This is a genomic window from Ruegeria sp. (assembly GCF_028066395.1).
In the GTDB taxonomy this organism is placed as follows: Bacteria; Pseudomonadota; Alphaproteobacteria; order Rhodobacterales; family Rhodobacteraceae; genus Ruegeria.
On record NZ_JALCBM010000081.1, the window covers coordinates 1 to 17,090 of the forward strand.

15 protein-coding genes are annotated in these 17,090 nt (G+C 57.7%); 11 read left to right on the top strand and 4 right to left on the bottom strand.

The features are described from left to right. The first annotated feature begins 1,014 nt into the window (after positions 1-1,014). The 8 genes from iolG (at position 1,015) to iolB (ending at position 10,010) form a co-directional block, all read left to right on the top strand. A complete protein-coding gene (gene iolG, locus MPJ51_RS19065; protein ID WP_298390108.1) occupies positions 1,015-2,013 on the top strand; it encodes an inositol 2-dehydrogenase in 999 nt (332 codons plus the stop codon). 136 nt (positions 2,014-2,149) lie between these two features. After that, positions 2,150-3,091: a sugar ABC transporter substrate-binding protein gene (locus MPJ51_RS19070; protein WP_298390110.1), complete on the top strand. Its 942-nt coding sequence runs from the start codon at positions 2,150-2,152 to the stop codon at positions 3,089-3,091. A gap of 80 nt (positions 3,092-3,171) precedes the next feature. Next, on the top strand, positions 3,172-4,296 hold the full coding sequence (locus MPJ51_RS19075) for an ABC transporter permease (protein ID WP_298390113.1): 1,125 nt from the start codon (positions 3,172-3,174) through the stop codon (positions 4,294-4,296). A 1-nt stretch (position 4,297) separates the two neighbouring features. Next, entirely contained in the window at positions 4,298-5,116 is an 819-nt protein-coding gene (locus MPJ51_RS19080; RefSeq protein ID WP_298390116.1) for an ATP-binding cassette domain-containing protein, read from the top strand. Positions 5,117-5,198: 82 nt separating this feature from the next. Then, positions 5,199-7,031 (top strand): 3D-(3,5/4)-trihydroxycyclohexane-1,2-dione acylhydrolase (decyclizing), encoded by a 1,833-nt coding sequence (gene iolD, locus MPJ51_RS19085; protein WP_298390119.1) that lies wholly within the window; start codon positions 5,199-5,201, stop codon positions 7,029-7,031. Further along, complete coding sequence (iolE, locus tag MPJ51_RS19090) at positions 7,028-7,927, top strand: myo-inosose-2 dehydratase (RefSeq protein WP_298390122.1); 900 nt, start codon at positions 7,028-7,030, stop codon at positions 7,925-7,927. The genes iolD and iolE overlap by 4 nt, the downstream gene beginning before the upstream one ends. Before the next feature lie 48 nt (positions 7,928-7,975). After that, positions 7,976-9,157: a phytanoyl-CoA dioxygenase family protein gene (locus tag MPJ51_RS19095; protein ID WP_298390125.1), complete on the top strand. Its 1,182-nt coding sequence runs from the start codon at positions 7,976-7,978 to the stop codon at positions 9,155-9,157. Between the two features lie 46 nt (positions 9,158-9,203). After that, entirely contained in the window at positions 9,204-10,010 is an 807-nt protein-coding gene (gene iolB, locus MPJ51_RS19100) for a 5-deoxy-glucuronate isomerase (RefSeq protein WP_298390128.1), read from the top strand. 24 nt (positions 10,011-10,034) lie between these two features. Here iolB and MPJ51_RS19105 read toward each other — a convergent pair whose 3' ends face one another. From MPJ51_RS19105 to iolC, 3 genes are read right to left on the bottom strand one after another with little or no spacing between them, the layout of a single operon-like run. Then, a complete protein-coding gene (locus tag MPJ51_RS19105; protein ID WP_298390130.1) occupies positions 10,035-10,874 on the bottom strand; it encodes a class II fructose-bisphosphate aldolase in 840 nt (279 codons plus the stop codon). Then, positions 10,871-11,707: a 5-deoxy-glucuronate isomerase gene (locus MPJ51_RS19110; protein WP_298390133.1), complete on the bottom strand. Its 837-nt coding sequence runs from the start codon at positions 11,705-11,707 to the stop codon at positions 10,871-10,873. The genes MPJ51_RS19105 and MPJ51_RS19110 overlap by 4 nt, the downstream gene beginning before the upstream one ends. Positions 11,708-11,716: 9 nt before the next feature. Further along, complete coding sequence (gene iolC / locus MPJ51_RS19115) at positions 11,717-12,697, bottom strand: 5-dehydro-2-deoxygluconokinase (protein ID WP_298390136.1); 981 nt, start codon at positions 12,695-12,697, stop codon at positions 11,717-11,719. 115 nt (positions 12,698-12,812) lie between these two features. Between iolC and MPJ51_RS19120 the strand changes: the two genes are divergently transcribed. Beyond that, on the top strand, positions 12,813-13,916 hold the full coding sequence (locus MPJ51_RS19120; RefSeq protein ID WP_298390139.1) for a Gfo/Idh/MocA family oxidoreductase: 1,104 nt from the start codon (positions 12,813-12,815) through the stop codon (positions 13,914-13,916). A 39-nt stretch (positions 13,917-13,955) separates the two neighbouring features. Continuing rightward, entirely contained in the window at positions 13,956-15,089 is a 1,134-nt protein-coding gene (locus MPJ51_RS19125) for a Gfo/Idh/MocA family oxidoreductase (protein ID WP_298390141.1), read from the top strand. On the opposite strand, the gene MPJ51_RS19130 is transcribed toward MPJ51_RS19125, so the two are convergent. Continuing rightward, positions 15,090-16,088 carry a LacI family DNA-binding transcriptional regulator gene (locus MPJ51_RS19130; RefSeq protein ID WP_298390144.1) on the bottom strand — a complete coding sequence of 333 codons (999 nt, stop codon included), beginning with the start codon at positions 16,086-16,088 and terminating at the stop codon, positions 15,090-15,092. Between the two features lie 758 nt (positions 16,089-16,846). Here MPJ51_RS19130 and MPJ51_RS19135 point away from each other — a divergent pair. Beyond that, positions 16,847-17,053 (top strand): hypothetical protein, encoded by a 207-nt coding sequence (locus tag MPJ51_RS19135; protein WP_298390147.1) that lies wholly within the window; start codon positions 16,847-16,849, stop codon positions 17,051-17,053. Positions 17,054-17,090: the final 37 nt, after the last annotated feature.

Consider the following 17,090-nt stretch of genomic DNA (forward strand, 5'->3'; position numbering starts at 1 on the left):
GAATATGAATTCAAGATCCGCAAACTCTCTTTATGAATGAGGGAGCCTCGGGGGGCAGGTCAAACCCTCCGAGCCCACTACGAAAGTAGATGCTGTTGGCGTATTGTCTGACAAAGCGAAGTCCGAAGTTGTTTGGCGTGATGCCTATGTTGGGTTCTCCTATCAGTTAGAGCGGCGAGGCGAAGTCAAGAGAACGGGGCTGTCGGTCAAGCTGTGCCTTCCGTGCATTGAGGCCTTGGTCAACAAACAGGCGGGTGCCGTACAAGGCGGCTGGGTTAAGAAACGCGCCGGAACGAAGAAAGAATACCGCGACCCGCCTTGCGCGCGCACGATTCTGGAGTGGGTCAGGCGGTTTGAGGCCGCGGCTGCTTCTCCTGTCGGCCTCATTCCGCGAACGCATCGGTCAGGCAATCGAAAAGCCCGGTTCACCCTGGAAGAATTGCGTCTTCTGGGCCTGTGTATAGGGGGATACCTGACCCGCGACCGGTTCTCAAAACGCCAATACGTGGTTCGCGCCCGTTCGTGCGTCGCGCAGCATCGGTCAAGATGTCTTTCGGCACCTTCGCCTCTGGCTCAACGAATGGCGGCTCTGTGTGTTGGGTCAGAAATGCTCGACGTTTGGGTCAGAATTGCGTGACGTAATTTTCTTGTTTCCTAAAGTTTTGGCTGCCAAATGAGTCAAATGTTCGTGACGTTCCACAGTATCCTATGTGGTGACAAATAGCTTTGCCTTTTGCCAAGTGGTTACGTTGCGCATGTTCCCCTTCAATAACTGTTTTTGAGCGAAGCCCTTCAGGGCGACTGTCTCTAAAGCCTGCTCCTGGCGAGGGTTAGAGATAGCAAGTGCAATTCAATTCGATGGGGTTGGTGCGGCCCGCAGGCTTCTTCAGCCGAGGACACAATGATACCGAGCACAGAGTTTGCGGCACATCCATGCGATTGCCGAAATTAAAACTTGCAACCGGTTGCAAAAATCATGATTGTGTCACCTGAGAATTGATTCGAGGGGACCTTATGCTGAAGATCGGATTGCTGGGGGCCGGACGTATTGGTCGCGTGCATGCGGCAGCGATTTCGGCGCACCCCGAAACCGAACTGACCGCTGTATCGGATGCGGTGAATGACGCCGCTGCCAGTCTGGCCTCTGAATTTGGGGCCAGGGTGCAAAGTTCTGACGAGATTATCGGTGATTCAACAATTCATGCGGTCCTGATCGCAACGCCGACCGATACGCATTCCGATTTGATCGAAGCCGCCACCCAGGCTGGCAAAGCGGTTTTGTGCGAAAAACCCGTCGATCTGAACCTTGAACGAGCGAAGATTTGCCAAAAAACTGCGGGGGCGACTGGCCAGCCGGTCATGCTGGGGTTCAACCGCCGTTTCGATCCTAATTTCCAGGCGCTGAAAGCCGCACATGATGCGGGCGAGGTCGGTAAGGTGGAATTGCTGTCCATTACGTCGTTTGATCCGGCGCCACCTCCGGTGAGTTACATCAAGGTCTCGGGAGGGTTGTTCCGGGACATGATGATTCATGACTTTGATATGTCCAACTACCTGATGGGGCAGATGCCTGTCACGATATCAGCCGTGGGAACTTCGGTCGTCGATCCGGAAATCGGTCAGGCTGGGGACGTAGATACGGCTGTCGTAACAATGACTTACCGGGACGGCAGTCTGGCCGTTATCAAGAACTCGCGGCGCGCGGCATATGGGTATGACCAACGGGTCGAGCTGCTTGGGTCGCAAGGGCTTTTGCAAGCGCACAATGTTCTCGAAAACTCGGTTGTTAAGTCCACGGCTGACGGCGTGACCGGGGCAAAGCCAACATATTTCTTTCTTGAACGGTACATGTCCGCGTACCGCGCCGAATGGGATGCGTTTATACGCGCCATTCAGTCCGGGTCGGACATGCCGGTGACGCTTGCCGACGGCGTCGCAGCTTTGGCGATGGCTGAGGCGGCAACCCGCTCGGCGCAGTCTGGACGGCCCGTTGCGATGGAGGACATATTTTGAAACCGGTTGCAAAATGATCGGATTTCCGGAAACTGAAGGAAGTCCGGTCACCGATCGGAGCGGAGGAGATTCGGTTTAGCCGAATGGCCGGGCTGACCCGGTACCAAGTTTGACTTTTCTATTGGGAGGAATGGAAATGAAAAAGTTCGTAAAAGGGGTGCTGATGGCCAGCGCGGTCACGTTTGCCGGCGCCACCGGAGTTGCTGCAGAAGGTGAGAAGTACATTCTGATCAGCCATGCTCCGGACAGTGACAGCTGGTGGAACACCATCAAAAACGGCATTGCCCTGGCGGGCGATCAGATGGGTGTAGAGGTCGAATATCGCAACCCTCCCACCGGCGACCTTGCCGATATGGCGCGGATCATTGATCAGGCTGCGGCGTCGGGCCCCCACGGCATCATCACCACTTTGGCTGATCCGGACATTCTGGAAGGCCCGATCAAAGCTGCCGTGGATTCCGGTATCGACGTCATCATCATGAACACCGGCTCGCCAGAAAAGGCGCGTGAAGTTGGTGCGCTTATGTATGTGGGCCAGCCGGAATACGACGCAGGTTTCGCCGCCGGGCAGCGTGCCAAGGACGATGGCATCGGTTCCTTCCTGTGTGTGAACCACTATATCGTGCAGCCATCCAGCCAGGAACGTTGCCAGGGCTTTGCAGATGGCCTGGGTATCGAGTTGGGCGAACAGATGATCGACGCGGGGCAGGACCCGGCTGAGATCAAGAACCGTGTTCTGGCCTACCTGTCGGCAAACCCTGAAACCGAAGCTGTTCTGACCCTCGGCCCGACCTCGGCGGACCCGACCATTCTGGCGCTGGAAGAAAACGGCATGGCCGGTGACATCTACTTCGGCACCTTTGATCTGGGTGGTGAGATCGTCAAAGGCATCAAAAGCGGCGTGATTCAGTGGGGCATCGACCAGCAGCCCTTCCTGCAGGCCTATCTGCCGGTCGTGGTAATGACCAACTACCACCGCTATGGCGTACTGCCGGGCAACAACATCAACTCGGGCCCCGGTTTCGTAACTGCTGACGGGTTGGAAAAGATCGAAGAATTCGCGGGCGAATACCGCTGATCTTCAAATTGGTGCGGACGCCAACGCGTGTCCGCACCCTCTGATGCAAGCATTCAGACGCACCCGCCAAGGAGGCAAAAATGGCTGAGTCAGCGCAATCCGCAATTGGCAGTGACGAGCGGATAAAAGAGATATCACCCCTACGCCGCGCCCTGATCCGCCCTGAACTCGGCGGTATGGTCGGCACAGTCGCGGTCTTCACCTTTTTCCTGCTGTTTGCCTTTGACAGCGGCATGTTCACCGCCCAGGGCGCAATGAATTGGTCTGTGGTTTCCGCGCAGTTCATGATTATCGCGGTTGGGGCCTGTTTGCTGATGATCGCAGGCGAGTTTGACCTGTCTGTCGGGTCGATGATCGGTTTTGCGGGCATGATGATCGCGATCTTTTCGGTCACGCTCAGCTGGCCGGTTTGGATGGCCATTTTGGTGACATTCGCGCTGTGCGTCTCGATCGGCGCGGTCAATGGGTACATCGTTGTGCGCACGGGTCTGCCCAGCTTTATCGTGACGCTGGCCTTCCTGTTCATCCTGCGTGGTTTCACCATTTATCTGCCTCAGACGATTGAACGGAAAACCATCATCGGTGGCATCCGCGATGTCGCCGAGGGTGACTGGCTGGCCTCGGTCTTTGGCGGAAAGATCGGGCAGGGCTTTTTCGTCTGGCTGGGCGACAATGGCCTGATCGAAACCTTCGAGCGGGGCACCCGCGCGGGGCAGCCTGTTGTCGATGGCATTCCAATGCTGCTGGTCTGGGCCGCAGTGATCATCATCTTCGGCCATGTGTTGCTGACCAAGACCAAGTTCGGCAACTGGATTTTCGCTGCAGGCGGCGATGCCGAAGCTGCGCGGAATTCGGGCGTTCCGGTGAACCGGGTGAAAATCCTGATGTTCATGTTCACGGCCTTCTGCGCCACTGTTTTTGCCACCTGCCAGGTAATGGAATTCGGCTCGGCCGGTGCTGACCGTGGGTTGCTCAAGGAATTCGAGGCGATCATCGCTGTGGTCATTGGCGGTGCCCTGCTGACCGGTGGCTATGGCTCGGTTCTTGGGGCCGCATTGGGGGCTCTGATCTTTGGCGTGGTGCAGCAAGGGTTGTTCTTTGCCGGGGTCGAAAGCTCTTTGTTCCGGGTGTTCCTGGGAGTGATCCTTCTGGGTGCGGTGATCCTGAACACCTATATCCGCCGCATCATCACAGGAGAACGCTGAGATGACCGAAGATACCAAATTCCATCACGGCGATGCGCAGGACCAGAAGCCGATCATCCGGATGGTCGATATCCAAAAGCACTTTGGGTCGGTCATCGCGCTTGCGGGCGTCAGCTTTGATCTGAAACCGGGTGAGTGTCACTGCCTGTTGGGTGACAACGGCGCAGGCAAATCGACCTTCATCAAGACCATGTCCGGCGTCCACAAGCCGACGGCGGGCGAGATATTCTTCGAAGACAAACCGATGCACTTCGAAGATCCTCGCGACGCGATTTCGGCAGGGATCGCAACGGTGCACCAGCATCTGGCGATGATCCCGCTGATGAGTGTCAGCCGGAACTTCTTTATGGGCAACGAGCCCACGCGCAAGGTTGCCGGGATCAACTTCTTTGACAAGAAGCTGGCCGATGAAATCACGATGGAAGAGATGCGCAAGATGGGCATCAATCTGCGTGGTCCCGATCAAGCCGTAGGCACGTTGTCTGGCGGTGAGCGTCAGACGGTTGCAATTGCACGGGCGGTGCATTTCGGCGCCAAAATCCTGATCCTGGACGAGCCGACCTCGGCGCTGGGTGTACGCCAGACCTCGAACGTTCTGGCGACCATCGACAAGGTGCGCAGTCAGGGTGTGGGGGTGGTGTTTATCAGCCACAATGTGCGTCACGCGCTGGCCGTGGGCGATCGGTTCACCGTGTTGAACCGGGGTCAAACTCTGGGCACGGCCAAACGCGGTGAAATTTCGCCGGAAGAGCTGCAAGACCTGATGGCAGGTGGTCAGGAACTGGCCCAACTGGAAGGGTCTTTGGGCGGTACGGTCTGACGCGGTCCCGCGCAGACCCAGCTTTCGATAAACTGGTATTCAACGAACTGGCCCAGGTGGCCTTGAGTTGAAAGGGATCAATATGGGCAAGACTATCAGACTGACCGCAGCGCAAGCTCTGGTCCGCTATCTGGGCGCGCAAATGAACGAGGCCGGAGAGCCGTTCATCGCAGGTGTCTGGGCAATTTTTGGCCACGGGAATGTGGCCGGGCTGGGGGAGGCGTTGCACGCCGTCAAGGACAGCCTGCCGACCTATCGGGGCCACAATGAGCAGACGATGGCCCATTGCGCCATCGCGTATGCCAAACAGATGCGGCGAACGCGGGCGATGGCGGTGACCTCGTCCATCGGGCCGGGCGCGACCAATATGGTGACGGCCGCCGCGCTGGCTCATGTGAACCGCTTGCCGGTTCTGATCATTCCCGGCGATGTTTTTGCGACGCGAGGGCCTGATCCCGTTTTGCAGCAGATCGAGAGCTTTGGCGACGGCACGGTCAGCGCCAATGATTGCTTCAAACCGGTTAGCCGGTATTTCGACCGTATCTCACGGCCCGAGCACCTGCTGACCGCGTTGCCGCGCGCTTTCCGCACAATGACTGACCCGGCTGACTGTGGTCCGGCAACGCTGGCCTTTTGTCAGGACGTTCAGGCCGAGGCCTATGATTATCCTGAAAGTTTCTTTGAGCCGCGCGTCTGGTATCAACGCCGCATCCGCCCGGATGAAGGTGAACTGGCCCGCGCTGTCGCGGCCATCAAGGCGGCAAAGCGCCCGGTCATCGTGGCCGGGGGCGGTGTGCATTACTCGGGCGCGACCGATATTCTGCAGAGTTTTGTGGAAACCCACAGTATTCCCATTACCGAGACCCAAGCCGGTAAGTCTGCGCTGGCATGGGACCACCCGCTGAACCTTGGACCAGTTGGCGTGACCGGTGGCGAGCCGGCCAACTCGGTCTGTGCCGAGGCGGATCTGGTGCTGGCCGTTGGCTCTCGCCTGCAGGATTTCACCACCGGATCATGGGGGCTGTTTTCCAACCCTGAACGCGAGATGATCTGCCTGAATACGGCTGCCTATGATGCCGAGAAACACGGCGCGATGCCGCTGCAGTCGGACGCGCGGGTCGGGTTAGAAGAACTGGGCGCGGCGCTGCAGGGATACCGCGCTGATCCTGTGGCGGACACGCTGAAGGCCGAATGGTACGGCAAGGTCGACAAGCTGACTGATGCGCCCGGTGATGGCAATGCCCTGCCGACAGATATGCAGGTTATCGGTGCGGTCCAGCGCGCCTCGACTGACGACACAGTCGTCATGTGCGCGGCTGGCACCATGCCGGGTGAGTTGCACAAGCTGTGGAAAGCTCCGCGTCGCGGTGCGTATCACATGGAGTACGGCTTTAGCTGTATGGGTTATGAGATCGCCGGTGCGATGGGCATCAAGATGGCCCAACCGGATCGCGATGTGATCTGCTTTACCGGCGACGGCACCTACATGATGGCGAATTCGGAAATGGCATCGGCCGCGATGATGGGTGCCTCGTTCACCGTGGTCATCACTGACAACCGCGGCTTTGGATGCATCAACCGTCTTCAGATGGGCACCGGAGGGGCAGAGTTTAACAACCTGCTGGACCATGCCGTGCACGAGAATCCCTCGGCCATTGACTTCGCGGCCCATGCGGGGGCGATGGGGGCGACATCCGTCAAGGTTGGGTCGATTGCCGAGTTGGAAGACGCACTTTCCAGACGTGGCGACATCAAAGGGCCCTATGTCGTGGTCATCGACACCGATCCGTACCCGTCGACCGAATATGGCGGCACATGGTGGGAAGTTGCGGTGCCCGAGGTCAGCATCCGCCCGGAAGTGAATGAAAAACGCGCAGCCTATGAACTGGCGATCAAGGAAAGAAACACGAAATGAGCGTGAAAATCGGGATCTCTCCGATCGCCTGGCAGAATGATGACCTGCCGGACCTGACAGCAGCGTACACGATGGAACAGGCGCTGAAAGAGGCGCGTGAGATAGGATATACCGGCGTCGAACGCGGTCAGCGGATGCCCAGTGACACCGAGGGGCTGCGCGCCTATCTGGACGGCAACGATATCGTGCTTTGCGGTGGATGGTGCTCGGGCGCATCACTGGTCAATGATCTCGCAGCGGAACGCGAAGCTGTACGCGAACAGGTCGAACAGTTCGTTGCCCTAAACAGCCCCTGCATCGTCTATGCGGAATGCTCAAACACCGTGCAGGGTCAGGCTGGAACTCCGGTCAATAACCGCCCCAAACTGACCAAGGACGAGGTCCTGGCCTATGCTGCCAGGATCACTGAACTGGCCAAATGGATGGGTGATCAGGGTATGCCGATGGCCTACCACCACCACATGGGCACGATCATCGAGACCGAGGATGACGTGAACTGGTTGATGGAAGGTTCGGGTCCCGAAGTGAAATTGTGCTTTGACACCGGACATCTGCTTTTTGGTGGCGGCGACGTCATGGCGACCCTGAACCGCTGGGGTGATCGTGTCCATCACGTGCATTTCAAGGACATTCGCCCGACTGTTGTGCAGGACGTCAAAGAAAACAACCGCAGTTTCCTGGACGCCGTCGTCGCCGGCGCCTTTACCGTGCCAGGCGATGGTTGCATCGACTTTCAGGCCGTCGCAAACGCGCTCCAGTCGATGGGTTACGACGGCTGGATTGTTGTCGAGGCCGAACAGGACCCGGCCAAGGCACCGCCCTATGAATATTCCAAGAAAGGTTATGGGCACATTCTCGACGTCTGTGGGCAAGCAGGATTGGAGGTACAGGCGTAACCAACCCCTGCGGGGGACACACCGAAGCCATGAAAAAGGAGATAACTCATGGTAAATCAGAAACTAGGTTTTGTCGGATATTTTGACCGGGAATCCTGTGATCTGGATGAGTTTAAGGTGTTGACCTCGCAGAACCTTCTGGCCGAAACCGTGCCCTATGCGGCCTCGATCGAAAAGAACGTACCGATCTACGACATGCACGTTTTGCGCCCCACGCTGGAGGATGTGGGAAAGCGCAAAGCCCTTCTGGCAGAATGGGGGCGTGTGCTGGATAAATCAGCGGGTGTGATTGTTCTGAAAGCCGCGTTCGCCGATACTTCGGTGATCGACCGGGCAACAGAAGTCTTTCGTCAGATCATCGATGAAGAACGGCAAAGCGGCGCAGGGGAGGGCGACCATTTTGCTGCATCCGGCGCGAATGACCGGATCTGGAACGCGTTGCAAAAGCAATGTTTGCATGACCCTGAGGGGTTTGCGCTCTATTTCGGGAATACAGCTGTTGCGGCCGCCTGCGAGGCATGGCTGGGGCCAAACTATCAGGTCACCGCGCAGATCAATCAGGTGCGTCCGGGCGGTAAGGCGCAGCAGGCACACCGGGATTACCACCTTGGGTTCCAAAGCGCCGATAGCGCAGCACGCTATCCAGTGCACGCACATCTGGTCACGGCAACACTGACTTTGCAGGGGGCGGTTGCCCATTGCGATATGCCGGTCGAAAGTGGCCCAACAAAACTGCTCCCGTTCTCGCAGTTGTATCCGCCGGGATATCTGGCGTTTCATGACGAAGGTCATCGCGCGTTTTTCGAGAGCAACTACATCCAGCTGCCGCTTGAGAAGGGCGATGCTGTGTTTTTCAACCCTGCGCTGTATCATGCCGCGGGCGAAAATCGCAGTGTGGATATCGACCGGATGGCAAACCTGTTGCAGATATCGTCTGCCTTTGGCCGCGCGATGGAAGCCATTGACCGGCGATCTATGTCCGAGGCGGTGTTCCCCGCACTTGTCGCATTGAAACAGCGGGGCGCGTTGGTCGGCTCTGAATTGGATGCCGCCATTGCCGCCACGGCAGAAGGATACCCCTTCCCGACAAATCTGGATACGGACCCTCCGGTCGGTGGCAATGCCCCAGAGAGCCAGGCCGATATTCTGCGTCGTGCTGTTTCCGACGGTTGGACCAAGGCGCAACTGGCCGAGACCTTCTCGGCGCTGCAATCAAGGCAAGCTGCCTGAGGCAAAACGGGCGGGCGTCCCAGCCCGCCCCAGACGGAGAAAAGAGATGGCGGATCTGCTGAAAAAGCCTTTTGGTACACGTGGAAAAGTGCACGACATCACTCCGGCCAGCGCCGGATGGCGCTATGTGGGGTTTGGGCTTTACCACCTCAAGGCAGGCGATACGGCTGCCGAGGCTACTGGCGACCGCGAGGTCATTCTGGTCATGGTCGAGGGCAAGGCCCGCATCTCTGACGCTGATCGCGACTGGGGTGTTTTGGGTGATCGGATGAACGTGTTCGAGAAAACACCGCCGCATTGCCTGTATCTGCCGAACGGCACGGAATGGACGGCCACAGCGGAAACGGATTGCGTAGTCGCGGTGTGTTCTGCCCCCGGCAAAGGGGGGCATGAGGCCCGCCGTATTGGTCCGGACGGCATAACTCTGACCGAGCGTGGCAAGGGCGTGAATACCCGCTATATCAACAACATCGCGATGGAGAATGAGGACTACGCCGACAGCCTGTTGGTCACCGAAGTGTTCACGCCAAACGGACATTGGTCTTCCTACCCCAGCCATCGGCATGACGAGGATGATTTTCCGCGGATCACCTATCTAGAAGAGACCTACTATCATCGCCTGAACCCGGCGAACGGGTTTGGGGTTCAGCGTGTCTATACCGATGACGGACAGTTGGATGAGACGATGGCGGTGTCAGACGGCGATGTTGTCTGCGTGCCTCGGGGTCACCATCCTTGCGGTGCGCCCTATGGGTTCGAGATGTATTATCTGAATGTCATGGCTGGCCCGCTGCGCAAATGGCGCTTTGTTGCAGCCCCCGAAGTCGAATGGATCATGGAACGCGACGCGTAACCCCCCAACTCCCAACCCTCAAGTTTACCTTTGCGGAGGGGCACCAAAAGCCCGAATGACCACGCGCGCCGCGGCCTCGACCGGGTCGTGGGTTTCTTTCAGGATCGTCACGCGATCAAACCTGTTCGGATCGCGATTGACCGCTTCGCGCAGCGCATTGCCAAATGCCATGCGCAATTCGGTCCCGATGTTGAACTTGCAGATCGATGTATCCCGCGCCAGACGGCTGCGTTGTTCCACCGGTACGCCCGAGCCGCCGTGAATAACCAGCGGAACATCGGTTGCGGCGTCGATTTCCGTGATGCGGGCCTCGTCCAAACCCCCTTCTTTGTTCTGTTGCAGATGGACATTTCCAACCGAGATGGCCATCGCATCAACTCCGCTCTCGCGGGCGAACCGCGCGGCCTCGGCCGGGTCGGTTCCGTTTGACCCCTCGCCGCCGGAATAGCCCACAAACCCGATCTCACCTTCGCAGGAAATTCCGGCCGCATGGGCCATTTCCGCAATGGCGGCGGTTTCGTCGATATTTTGCTGCAGAGGTTTGCGCGATCCATCGAACATGAGCGATGTAAACCCGCTGTCCAGCGCGATTTTGCAGTCCTCGAACGTATAGCCGTGGTCCAGATGCGCCACGACCGGGACCGAAGCGCTGTCTGCCAGAAAGCGAAACATCTTGCCCAGAACAGGTAGCGGGGTGTGTTCCCTGCAGCTAGGACCAGCCTGCAGGATCACGGGCGCATTTTCCGCCTCGGCTGCCGCCACATAGGCGCGCATGTCCTCCCATCCCAAAGTGACCAGCCCGCCGACGGCATAACCGTTTTGATAGGCGGGGGTGAGGACGTCTTTCAGAGTGGCGAGCGTCATTTGAACTTGGCAATCATGTCTTTGATGCCCGGGATCGTCTCGACCTGATAGGCATGTGTGGGTTGGAAATACTGGACCAGGGACCGCTGTGTCAGACCGCCGAGAATGGTGAAGTAGTACATCTCGTAGCCCGGCAGCACGCAGCAGGGATGGTATCCCTTGTCGATGCAGATCGTTGAGCCGTCGACGATGTGATACGCATCACCCGGCTCGTTATCCTCGCGCTGCAGCATTTGCAGGCCAGATCCCCAATTGGGTTTGAAGCGGAAATTATAGGTCTCGTCGTGGCGGGTTTCATCCGGCAGGCGGTTTGTGTCGTGCTTGTGGCTGGGGAAGCCCGACCAGCCGCCTTGGCCTACGGTGAAAAGCTCACTGACCAACAAGCGACCGACCTTGTCGTGCTGCTTTTGGCCGAGGATGTGCTTGATCTTGCGATGGGTTTTGGTGTCGTCGCTGCCGTATTGAACCAGATCATGTTCGCGAACATCGAAGGGGTCCAGGACCTTGTCGTATTTGGCACCTGCAACGAAAACCTCGGCCTCGTCCGACACGCAGACCAACTGGACCTTGGCGCCAACCGGTACGTAAACGCCTTCCGGTTCGCCATCCCAGACGTCTTCGCCCCGGTTGCCAAGCTTGGCGTATTGTACGCCTTCGACATCCACATCGACACTGCCGGTGGCCGGAACGACGCAGGTCTCATAGCCCGGCACCTGATACTCGAACGCCTCGCCCTTTTTCAGTTTGACGATGTTGAAATAGTTCAGTGGCACCGTGGGATCGTCGGCATCGACGATGGGTTTGTTCTGATTGTCATAGGGTGCGATATGCATGAGGGTGTCCTACGTCGTTGGGCCGGGATGGGATGCAAGGAACGCATCCAGTTCCGGCGTTGTGGGCATGGCCGGGGCGCAGCCGGGCTTGGACACGACAATTGACGCGCAGGCCGATCCGCGCATGACGGCGTCTTTCAACGCGCTGCCTGCCGCAATCGACGCCAGCAGCCCGGCCATAAAGCTATCGCCTGCACCGTTGGGTTTGACGGCGGTGACTGGATAAATACCGGTTTCTATCGCCTGCCCGTCCATCAAGGTAACCGCGCCTTTTTCGCCCATCTTGTAGATGACGATCCGGCCCGGTTTGGAAGCGAGTTCCTGGGCTTTGGCAAAGCCCTTTTCGATGCCACCAGCCATAAAGCCGAACTCTTCGTCATTGCCGACGATCAGATCGCTGGCCTCACCTGCGCGCGACAATACGTCGGCGGCGACCTCGGGTGATGACCAGCTATAGGGGCGGTAATCGATGTCGAAAATCACCGGCAAGCCCGCCTTGCGGGCGTTGTCAAGCGCACGAAACGTGGCACTGCGGGAAGGCTCGGAGGCGAACACCGTTCCGGCTGAGATCACGGCCGAGAATTTCCCGTAATCGACCCTGTCTATATCCTCTACGGTCACCTGAAAGTCGACGGCGCCGTTGCGATATATGACGTTTTGAAAATTCTCGACCCGGCTTTCATAGACGGCCAGCGACATGCGGTATTCACCGCCGATGACCCGGATATAAGAGGTGTCGACGCCGTATTGCGCCAGCTTGTTCATGCAGAACCGGCCCACAGCATCGTCCGCGACCGAAGTGATCAGCGCCGCCTGACTGCCCAGCTTGACCAGCCCCGCGCAGATATTCGCCGAGGACCCGCCCAGATCGGCGCGAAACGAGCCGGCATCTTCGCTTTTGACACCAACGGGATCGGCAAACAGGTCCATGCCCGCACGACCGAAGACCGCGAACCGGTTTCCTTTGATACCGTCTATCAAAGCGCTCACGTCATTACCTCCGGCAAAAAGGGACTGGCGAGGATCGTTGGTCCTTGCGTTGAATCGATTCACACGATACTGATTTTGCAACCGGTTGCAAATACATTGTTCGGAGCCGTTGCAGATGCCTGAAATCGGAATTGGAATCATTGGCGGCGGCTATATGGGCAAAGCTCATTCAGTTGCGATGTCCGCTGTCGGCGCAGTGTTCAACACGGCGTTGCGGCCACGTCTTGAGATGATCTGCGCGTCCACGCCTGAAAGCGCCGAGCGGTACCGGCGGGCCTATGGGTTCCTGCGTTCGACGGACGATTGGCGCGTGCTGGTCAACGACCCTGCGGTCGAGGCCATTGTGATCGCATCGCCTCAAACGACCCACAGACAGATTGCAGAGGCTGCATTGGCCTTGGGTAAGCCTGTGTTATGTGAAAAGCCGCTTGGATCGTCATTGGAGGACGGGCGCGCGATGGTGGCTGCGGCCGAAGCAGCTGGTGTCACCAATATGGTCGGGTTCAACTATGTCAGAACCCCTGCAACTCAGTTTGCCCGCCAGTTGATCGCTGGCGGAGAATTGGGCGACATAACCTGGTTTCGCGGAGAACATACCGAAGATTTCTATGCCGACCCCAATGCTCAGGCCACGTGGCGGACAACGGGTATGGCCAACGGAACGATCGGGGATCTCGCGCCGCATATGATCAACGGCGCGCTGGCTTTGATCGGCCCAATTGCTGAGGTTATGGCCGAGGTGGAAACTGTTCATCACGAACGCCCCGGCGGCAAGGTCAGCAACGATGACCACGCGCAGATCATGTGCCGTTTCGCCAGTGGTGCGATGGGCAATATCTATGTCAGCCGGATCGCGACAGGCCGCAAGATGGGCTATGCCTATGAAATTTCCGGGACCAGAGGCGCAATCCGGTTTGATCAGGAAGATCAGAACGCCTTGTGGCTGTATCGGCGAGAGGGGCCAGAGGCAGAAAGAGGCTTTACCAAGATCCTGACCGGTCCTGCGCATCCCGATTACGAGCCATTTTGCCAGGGCCCCGGCCACGGAACGGGCTATCAGGACCAGATCATCATTGAAGCGAAAGATTTTCTGGAAGCCATCCATACAGGTAAATCGATCTGGCCCACATTCCGTGACGGGCATGAGGTCAACTGCGTCCTGGCTGCCGCGCTCAAATCGTCAGAGCGCCGGCAATGGCAAGACGTCAGCACCGCCTGAACGTATACACAAAGAGATCATCTAAGAGAGACAAGAACCATGACAAAGCTGAAATGGGGCATGATCGGTGGTGGCGAAGGCAGTCAGATCGGACCCGCGCACCGATTGGGGGCGTTGGCGGACGGGATGTTCGTGCTTGCCGCGGGTGCTCTGGATCACCGTCCTGATGAGGGGCGCGCATATGCACAACGTCTGGGGGTGGCGTCGGACCGCGCCTATGGCGACTGGCAAGAGATGCTGGCGGGCGAAAAAGCCCGCCCCGACCGGGTCGATCTGGTTACAATCGCCACTCCGAACTCGACCCATTTTGAGATTGCCAAGGCATTTCTTGAGGCGGGTTTCAATGTGCTGTGCGAAAAGCCGATGACGATGACAGTGGAAGAGGGCGAAGAGATTGTCCGCGTGGCAGAAACCTCGGGCAAAATTTGTGCGGTGAACTATTGCTATTCCGCCTATCCGATGGTGCGGCAGGCCCGTGCGATGGTTCGCGCCGGGGATATCGGCAAGGTGCGTCTGGTCGTGACCAATTTCAGCCACGGCCATCATGGCGACGCGACAGACGCTGATAACCCGCGGGTGCGCTGGCGTTATGACCCGGCGATGGCAGGCGTGTCCGGCCAGTTTGCCGATTGCGGTATCCACGCGCTGCATATGGCCAGTTTCATCAGCGATGATGAAGTTAAGTCCCTGTCTGCGGATATGGCATCGACCATTTCAAGCCGCGCACTCGAGGATGACGCCATGGTCAACTTCCGGACCGAGGGCGGCGCGGTTGGTCGCTTGTGGACCTCGTCCGTGGCGATCGGGCGGCAACATGGGTTCGACATTCAGGTTTTTGGTGAAACCGGCGGGTTGCGTTGGGCATCGGAACAGCCCAATCAACTGATCTACACGCCAGTTGGTGGCCGCACGCAGATCATCGAAAAAGGCGAGGGTGGACTTCACGACGATGCGCAACGTCTGTCGCGCGTCGCGATTGCTCATCCCGAGGGGTTCCCGCTGGCCGTAGCCAATATCTATTCCGATCTGGCAGACGCCATTCGCGGCGAGGCACGCGATGGTCTGCCCACACCCGCCGACGGGGTACGATCAATCGCAGCTGTGCATGCCGCCGTGGCTTCGTCGAAAAATGACGGGGCATGGACGGACGCGCGCCCACCGATGTTTCGTTGATCAGGGGCGGGGCCGCAATGTGCCCCGCTCTATCACCCGGCACGGAAAGATACGGGCCTCGGGGTAACGCTCGGGGTCTTTCAGCATCTCTTCGACCAGATCGACGGACGCGGTGATGATCTGCTTGATCGGCTGGTGAATCGTCGTCAGATCCACGCTTTCCCAGCGCGACATTTCCATGTCGTTCAGGCCGATGATGCCGATATCCTTGCCCGGCTTCAGCTTATGATCGGACAATGCGGACAGGGCTCCTATAGACAGAATATCGTCGCCACAAAAATATCCTTCGGCAGGGCCGTCCGCCAATTGTTGAAGCATTTCTTCCCGCCCTGCCTCGAACGAGTATGCGCCTGCAAAGGAATGCGAGACGTCAAGTTCGGGATGCTTTTCAACCTCTTCCATGAAGCCGCGAAACCGGTCCATAGCCGAAGTTGCGTCTTTCGGACCACCCAGATAGCCGATGCGCCGATAGCCGCGCGCCAGCAGCTCGCGCGCGGCCATGCGCCCGCATTCAACGTTGTCGATGCCCACAACATGCACTTCGGGCGATGTCGCGGATCGACCGAAAGTGTGCACAACCGGAACGCCCGCATCATGGAACGCCTTCGCAAAGCTTGGCGGTAACGTGGATGAGGCGACGATAGCCGCATCCACGGAATACTGCCGCAGCATCCGGACCGAGTTTGCGGGTTCGGTTTCATCGGTCAGGTTCACAATCAACGGGCGCAACCCGCGTTCCTGCAGGGTGCGTGTGAACAGATCGAACACCTCAAGGAAAATAGGGTTGTGGAAGTTGTTGGAGATCAGCCCGATCAACTTGGTTCTACCGGTGGTGAGGGATGAGGCCAACGCGTTTGGACTATACCCCAGTGCAGCCGCGGCCTTTTCGACTTTGCTGCGCGTCTTTGGCGAGACAGATGCGCCTTCGGTAAAAGTTCGCGATACTGCAGAACGAGACACACCGGCCAGCGCGGCCACTTCTTTAAGGGTCACGCTCATTTCAGGCACCGATGGGTTCGGGGATGGGGCTCATTCGATTTCATTGGAAAACATTACGCCTTATTGCGACGGATTTGCAATCGGTTGCAGGGGTGTGTTGAAATGGACGTAGGGTTCTGTGCACAGGGCCATGCCAAATTTGGAAAACTCCCGCATTGCGCAAGCAGCAGATCTTGACCTCATTCAAGCAATGATCACTCAAGGCGGTTCTCTCTGCAAACGTCTGCCCGCCCGCGGGTTGTCCCGCCTTTGGTGGGCACCGTGGCAATTGTTCCTTTGGTACTGGCGGCAAGGGAGTTGTCGTCTATCGAAGTCTTCGGCAGGCACTTTGCCGATAGCAGTTCACTTTCTTGATCTGTGGCCGAGATTGAGGATGGAGCGCCAAGAAAAACGTTAGGAAAGCGGACTTTGGTTCAGCGGCAGCGAAATGGTGCTCAGTCCCGCGATCCGTGAATTGATCTTTGCTCTGATTTTGCGCCTGCAGCGAACGACAGCAGTGCTGATTGCAACTGCAGAAATGCCATAGAGCAACCGATGCCGGCTAAGGGCCGTTTCAATTTTTCTCAGATATCCAAGGCCTTGTCGGAATGATGGAGGAGAACCTCAATCAGGCATACGTAGTGTGCAGTTTCCCTTGCCGAGAGATGGATGCGCAAGAGTTAATGCACGTTAAGAAAATTTAACTTAGGCTTTTTCCAACTATAACGCGATTTCATCTATAACATTTGCCGAGTTCTTAAAGCTAATGGAGTGCAGCAATGTTTGACTTTAGTGACGTCACCTTCGACGTGGATAGTTCATATGTGGTTGAAGCAGGATCACAGGATTATGCGATTAACACCAATGATTTGGGTTTGAACTTGGATTCTGATGATTCAGATCTTGAATTTGAAGAGTGGCCAGCCTCGTTGGATCATCCAAAAAATTCGGAATGGGCGTCTGGTTTTCTGATCAGCCCCACTTGAGTGGTCCAATTTGATTGTTAGTGTATGACCGGCCTTT

Excerpts from the sequence above, each read along its gene's own strand:
- MPJ51_RS19070 (WP_298390110.1), top strand. The coding sequence starts at position 2,150 with ATGAAAAAGTTCGTAAAAGGGGTGCTGATGGCCAGCGCGGTCACGTTT.
- MPJ51_RS19135 (WP_298390147.1), top strand. The coding sequence starts at position 16,847 with ATGTTTGACTTTAGTGACGTCACCTTCGACGTGGATAGTTCATATGTG.
- MPJ51_RS19105 (WP_298390130.1), bottom strand. The coding sequence starts at position 10,874 with ATGACGCTCGCCACTCTGAAAGACGTCCTCACCCCCGCCTATCAAAAC.
- MPJ51_RS19080 (WP_298390116.1), top strand. The coding sequence starts at position 4,298 with ATGACCGAAGATACCAAATTCCATCACGGCGATGCGCAGGACCAGAAG.
- MPJ51_RS19075 (WP_298390113.1), top strand. The coding sequence starts at position 3,172 with ATGGCTGAGTCAGCGCAATCCGCAATTGGCAGTGACGAGCGGATAAAA.
- MPJ51_RS19095 (WP_298390125.1), top strand. The coding sequence starts at position 7,976 with ATGGTAAATCAGAAACTAGGTTTTGTCGGATATTTTGACCGGGAATCC.
- iolG (WP_298390108.1), top strand. The coding sequence starts at position 1,015 with ATGCTGAAGATCGGATTGCTGGGGGCCGGACGTATTGGTCGCGTGCAT.
- MPJ51_RS19110 (WP_298390133.1), bottom strand. The coding sequence starts at position 11,707 with ATGCATATCGCACCCTATGACAATCAGAACAAACCCATCGTCGATGCC.
- MPJ51_RS19125 (WP_298390141.1), top strand. The coding sequence starts at position 13,956 with ATGACAAAGCTGAAATGGGGCATGATCGGTGGTGGCGAAGGCAGTCAG.
- iolB (WP_298390128.1), top strand. The coding sequence starts at position 9,204 with ATGGCGGATCTGCTGAAAAAGCCTTTTGGTACACGTGGAAAAGTGCAC.
- MPJ51_RS19120 (WP_298390139.1), top strand. The coding sequence starts at position 12,813 with ATGCCTGAAATCGGAATTGGAATCATTGGCGGCGGCTATATGGGCAAA.
- iolD (WP_298390119.1), top strand. The coding sequence starts at position 5,199 with ATGGGCAAGACTATCAGACTGACCGCAGCGCAAGCTCTGGTCCGCTAT.
- MPJ51_RS19130 (WP_298390144.1), bottom strand. The coding sequence starts at position 16,088 with ATGAGCGTGACCCTTAAAGAAGTGGCCGCGCTGGCCGGTGTGTCTCGT.
- iolE (WP_298390122.1), top strand. The coding sequence starts at position 7,028 with ATGAGCGTGAAAATCGGGATCTCTCCGATCGCCTGGCAGAATGATGAC.